Raw genomic sequence first — 4,647 nt, forward strand, 5'->3', positions numbered from 1 at the left:
AAGTCCGGTCTTGTGTTTGATGACGCTTTGGTTGAAACTTTGCATCGGGAACTCCTTGGGCATGACGCCCGGTTGATGGGTTGCTTACACTTCCATCAAAACGGAGTTCCCTTTCCTTTTCAAGGGGTACTGTCAGATCAAGTCGAAACTAGAGCACTTTATAATTCGCGAAAAAAGGAAGTCTGCCGACTTAACTATTTCTGGTTTATTCGACCATATCCACATATCAAGCTCACGCGAATAATCGAGCTTGTTTTTCATATAGACCTCACATAAAAGGCCAGTCTGCTAAGTTTTGCAGACTGGCCGATGTTTAACGAAAAATAGTTGATGACCAAATATTAGTTATTCCGAAAATATTTAGAGCAGTGAGAATTAACCAATACTAGTATTGGAGTAAATAACTGGCTCCTTGATTAAACTCTCAGCAGGAATACCAAAGCGCCCATGAAGATTGCGTATCATCTTCAAGGTAAGCGGACGCCGATAATTCAGAACCTCATAAACCCGGTTCTTACGTCCGATGGCAGGCTCCAAGTCCATCCCGGTTCCAGTATCCCTTCCTTGAGGAATCCTGGGGCTTGTTGGCACGTCCCCTTGCAGGCACGGTTCGGCAATTATATTTTTGTAACTACAAATATTGACAGCCTACTTTTTTGTAGTTACATATATCCATGCAATACGAATGGGATGAAAAAAAGCGCACGAGCAATCTGGAAAAACACGGTGAAGACTTCGCTGATGTGGTCCTGCTTGACTGGAGCCGCGCCCGGATAGAGCCGGACATACGCCATGACTATGGTGAACTCCGATATGCCGCCTTCGTCCCGCGCGATGATAACCGCCTTATGTGCCTTGTGTTCACTCCCCGGAGCCGGAGGATGCGCATCATCAGCTACAGAAAGGCAAACAGCCGGGAGAGAAAAAAATATGAGACGCTATGATGAAAACGGCAGGAAAATGGTCATCTACGCCACTGAAGAGCTTGCGGCGCTCCAGCGTCTCCCGGGAGCCGGTCGGGAAATGACCGACGCTGAAATCACGACCGCGGCCCTGGCCGATCCCGACACTGTGCCGCCGTCCGCAAGCGATACGTCTTTTACCGGAAAGACCGGGCGTGAGGCGCTTGCTGAGCTGTTCCCCCCGGAAACCGTGGAGGATTTGTTGACGCCCCGGCGTGGGCGTCCGAAAGCGGAACGCCCGAAGATTCAGTTCACCGCCAGATTCGATGCCGATATCGTGGAACATTTTCGCAGCACCGGCAAAGGCTGGCAGGTACGGATGGAAGAGGTCCTGCGCAAGGCCATCGCTATGGGCCTGTGATCTCCCTATTCGCGAAAAAAGGAAGTCTGCCGACTTAACTATTTCTGGTTTATTCGACCATATCCACATATCAAGCTCACGCGAATAATCGAGCTTGTTTTTCATATAGACCTCACGTAAAAGGCCAGTCTGCTAAGTTTTGCAGACTGGCCGATGTTTAACGAAAAATAGTTGATGACTAAATATTAGTTATTCCGAAAATATTTAGAGCAGTGAGAATTAACCAATACTAGTATTGGAGTAAATAACTGGCTCCTTGATTAAACTCTCAGCAGGAATACCAAATCGCCCATGAAGATTGCGTATCATCTTCAAGGTAAGCGGACGCCGATAATTCAGAACCTCATAAACCCGGTTCTTACGTCCGATGGCAGGCTCTAAATCCTTGGGCGTCATATTATTCTGCTCCATATAAAACTTGATAGCCTCTACCGGGTCTGGCAAATCCATGGGGTAGTTCTTTCGCTCATAGGCTTCTACGAGAGTGACAAGAATATCCAGCGTGTCGCCTTCAGGAGTATTTTCCTGAGCGCCCATTAAAGTCTCTATTTGTCGTAGGGCATCCCGGTAATCATCTTCGTTCCGAATAGGGTTGATATTCATGAAGCCACCTCATATGGTCTGTGGGTCAATGGCATCATACTGCTCATGGGTTCCGATAAAACGAATATATACGACCCGATAGGGATAATTTATCCAGACTACCAAGCGGTATTTGTTCCCGGCGATATTGAAAATCACTCTGCCATCCTGCAAAATACTCGCGCTTCGCAGCTCTTCTTTGATGTCCGCAGGGGATGCCCAATCCGCGTTTAGCGCAAACCTGTGCCATGCCAAAAGAGGTTCTTTGGCATCTGCATAGCAGGGAATTTCCCAAAAGGCTTTGAGCGTGGAAAGCGCTATAATCCGCATTGGTTAAGAATAGTCCCATTTGGGGACTAAGGCAAGTGACAGAGCCAGGACATACCTGACCAATGACGGATAAAGGCGCGTTGGCAAGCATCCGAAAATGGCTTGAAAGCAACGGAGTACGGCCATGAAAAACGTAATGGATTTCCCCGGTGGGTATCAGGCCGTTATTTCTTATGACCCTGAGATTGAGATGTTCCGGGGTGAGTTCGCAGGACTGAACGGGGGCGCTGATTTCTACGCCAAAGATGCCGACTCCCTCAAGCGCGAAGGGCAGACATCCCTGGACGTGTTCCTGAGAATGTGCGCTGAAGATGGTGTCTCCCCCAAAGACACTTGGGAAATTTGCCTTACGGCTTGACCCGGAACTTTACAGACAAGCCAGTGTTGCTGCTGCGGCTACAGGGCAGTCATTAAATACCTTCATCGCTAACGCGGTAAAACAAGCCGTTAGCGTAAACGGATAAATCCGATACTCAGAATCAGATTCATCTGTGTTCCTCACCATAACAGGCCAGTCTGCAAATTTAGCAGACTGGCCGATGTTTAACGAAAAAATATATTCACTTTTTGAATGGCTTATTCTCCAAACATTATTTGAAGAATAGACAGCACTTCCTTGGCCTTATCCGGAGGTAAGGAGCAGACCCTTTTCGTGAGCCGCAGCTTGTCCAAGGCGCGTATCTGATCCAGAGCAATTTGTCCCGGCACTTCACTCACGACTGTATTCACGCGGAAGGGATAAGGCCTGATGGTGGAAGTGAGCGGCGCGACAAGCACCGTCCCCAGATGACGATTGAGTTCATCGGGGGAAACGATAACGACCGGGCGCGTTTTCTTGATTTCATGCCCTATGGTCGGGTCAAGATTGGCCCACCATATTTCGAAGCGGCTTATGGCTTTTGGGGCCATGTCCATTCCGAAGTGTCAAAGCCTGATTCCACCTGATTGAACTCCTGAAATGCTCCCGCATCGGCAACTGGCTGCCCAGGGGATGCAAGGAGCGCATCTTCCCACCTGGAACGCTCATTCTTGGCAGGAGACAGCAGGATTCCTGCATCCGTCACGGTCAGGCTCACCATGTCGCCAAAGCCACATTGAGCAATCAGAGCCTTGGGTAAACGGATTCCGCGTGAATTGCCGATGGGTACCAGAGGAACGTCCATTTCTTACCTCGTGGATACAACGTAATTATTTATTAGGCCTGTGTCAATTCTTCTGCCGCAGGCGCGCAATCTGTGCTGGCGGCGTTACATGCTTCCCGGCTGCTATTTTAGGGCTCCCGGTAATCGGCTTGATGGTCAGGGTGATTTTCCTGTCGCCAATGTGAGCGTATGCCGCGCATGTCTTTCCCAAAAACTCTTTCTCAGCGAGCAATTCCCGGATATTCAATGAACCGTTCGCGTCAATTTCTGTGGGCTTTCGTGTCAGCCTGGGGCGAAGGAGCATCCCGGCAAAGGGCACGTTTTTGATGCCCATTTCCGCCATCACGTCAAATACAAGGCTTTGAAGCGGCCGCTTTCTCCAACCTGGCAATTTGGCCCGGAGTTCCTTGAAATCAATGGAATCAAGGATACCCTGACGAATAATTTCCTTGGCATCCGAAAAATTTAATTTGGTCATTTGTGACCTCCAAAAAAGTAAAATTGTCCATCATCTGATGGCTCATTATCAAGTTAGGCTTTGAACAGTTGGAAATTGTCCTGAGTGTTGGTATTTTTAGGACTTGAAGAAGAAATTTGCGCTGGCGAAGGGCAATTTACTGGCAATCGCCGCTTATGGCGACAAGAACAGCCACCAACGGTGAAAGACTCATTGTGGATACAGAGGTGGAACCTCTTAAATTTTCCGAATAAACCGCGCGGGGTTTCCGGCCACTATGGTATCTGGCTCCACATCATGCGTGACAACACTCGCAGCGCCTACGACCGCATTTTCCCCAATGGTAACTCCTGCAAGAATTGTGGCTCCAGCGCCAATCCATGCTCGTGCGCCAATATGGACGGGTTTGCATGTGATGACCTGTCGCTCCACCAAATCATGATTATTGCTTAAAAGCTGCACATTAGCTGCCAGCATTGCATTGTCACCAATGAAGATTCCACCTGCCGCCATCATCAGGCAGCCGTTCATGACAACGACATTTTTACCAATCTGCACCATGTGCGGCCTGATTGCCGTGAGGGGAGCAAATACCACACTCCCTTCTCCCATTGTCGGAAAAATCTCATGCATCAGGGCCGAGTATTCCGGCGTTTCCGGCATTGTATGATTGAACCGGAACACAAGCTGCGCGTGACGCCTCGCAAGCTCAAGTTCTTCCTCTGTCTGGCGGGTCACATCAATACGGATTTCATCCATATCCTTATCCTCTGATTAGAGCATTTTGCTTTTGAAATTATTCAATTTCAAAAG

General features: G+C 48.8%; 10 protein-coding genes. 4 read left to right on the forward strand and 6 right to left on the reverse strand.

The genetic code is table 11. The features are described from left to right. On the forward strand, positions 1-276 hold a 276-nt coding region (locus G7Y52_RS15145), incomplete at its 5' end, for a hypothetical protein (protein ID WP_206215342.1). 654 nt (positions 277-930) lie between these two features. Then, positions 931-1,323 carry a BrnA antitoxin family protein gene (locus tag G7Y52_RS14485; RefSeq protein ID WP_165073127.1) on the forward strand — a complete coding sequence of 131 codons (393 nt, stop codon included), beginning with the start codon at positions 931-933 and terminating at the stop codon, positions 1,321-1,323. Positions 1,324-1,542: 219 nt separating this feature from the next. Here the strand turns inward: G7Y52_RS14485 and G7Y52_RS14490 are convergent, their stop codons facing one another. Further along, positions 1,543-1,926, reverse strand: coding sequence for a transcriptional regulator (locus G7Y52_RS14490; protein ID WP_165073130.1), 384 nt, complete (start codon positions 1,924-1,926; stop codon positions 1,543-1,545). Between the two features lie 9 nt (positions 1,927-1,935). Further along, a complete protein-coding gene (locus G7Y52_RS14495; RefSeq protein ID WP_165073132.1) occupies positions 1,936-2,235 on the reverse strand; it encodes a type II toxin-antitoxin system HigB family toxin in 300 nt (99 codons plus the stop codon). 124 nt (positions 2,236-2,359) lie between these two features. Between G7Y52_RS14495 and G7Y52_RS14500 the strand changes: the two genes are divergently transcribed. Together G7Y52_RS14500 and G7Y52_RS15435 are read left to right on the forward strand one after the other, a co-directional pair. Next, positions 2,360-2,593 (forward strand): type II toxin-antitoxin system HicB family antitoxin, encoded by a 234-nt coding sequence (locus tag G7Y52_RS14500; protein ID WP_165073123.1) that lies wholly within the window; start codon positions 2,360-2,362, stop codon positions 2,591-2,593. Then, positions 2,547-2,699, forward strand: a complete 153-nt coding sequence (locus G7Y52_RS15435) for a toxin-antitoxin system HicB family antitoxin (RefSeq protein WP_165073134.1) — start codon at positions 2,547-2,549, stop codon at positions 2,697-2,699. The genes G7Y52_RS14500 and G7Y52_RS15435 overlap by 47 nt, the downstream gene beginning before the upstream one ends. A 112-nt stretch (positions 2,700-2,811) precedes the next feature. Here G7Y52_RS15435 and G7Y52_RS14510 read toward each other — a convergent pair whose 3' ends face one another. From G7Y52_RS14510 to G7Y52_RS14525, 4 genes are all read right to left on the reverse strand, one after another. After that, positions 2,812-3,144 carry a type II toxin-antitoxin system PemK/MazF family toxin gene (locus tag G7Y52_RS14510; RefSeq protein ID WP_165073137.1) on the reverse strand — a complete coding sequence of 111 codons (333 nt, stop codon included), beginning with the start codon at positions 3,142-3,144 and terminating at the stop codon, positions 2,812-2,814. Next, positions 3,126-3,398: an AbrB/MazE/SpoVT family DNA-binding domain-containing protein gene (locus tag G7Y52_RS14515; RefSeq protein ID WP_165073139.1), complete on the reverse strand. Its 273-nt coding sequence runs from the start codon at positions 3,396-3,398 to the stop codon at positions 3,126-3,128. The genes G7Y52_RS14510 and G7Y52_RS14515 overlap by 19 nt, the downstream gene beginning before the upstream one ends. A gap of 43 nt (positions 3,399-3,441) precedes the next feature. Then, on the reverse strand, positions 3,442-3,855 hold the full coding sequence (locus G7Y52_RS14520) for a hypothetical protein (RefSeq protein ID WP_165073141.1): 414 nt from the start codon (positions 3,853-3,855) through the stop codon (positions 3,442-3,444). Between the two features lie 216 nt (positions 3,856-4,071). Then, positions 4,072-4,593, reverse strand: a complete 522-nt coding sequence (locus G7Y52_RS14525) for a DapH/DapD/GlmU-related protein (RefSeq protein ID WP_165068131.1) — start codon at positions 4,591-4,593, stop codon at positions 4,072-4,074. Positions 4,594-4,647: the final 54 nt, after the last annotated feature.

Origin of the sequence: Desulfovibrio sp. ZJ200, assembly GCF_011039095.1 — a bacterium.
Taxonomy (GTDB): domain Bacteria; phylum Desulfobacterota; class Desulfovibrionia; order Desulfovibrionales; family Desulfovibrionaceae; genus Desulfovibrio.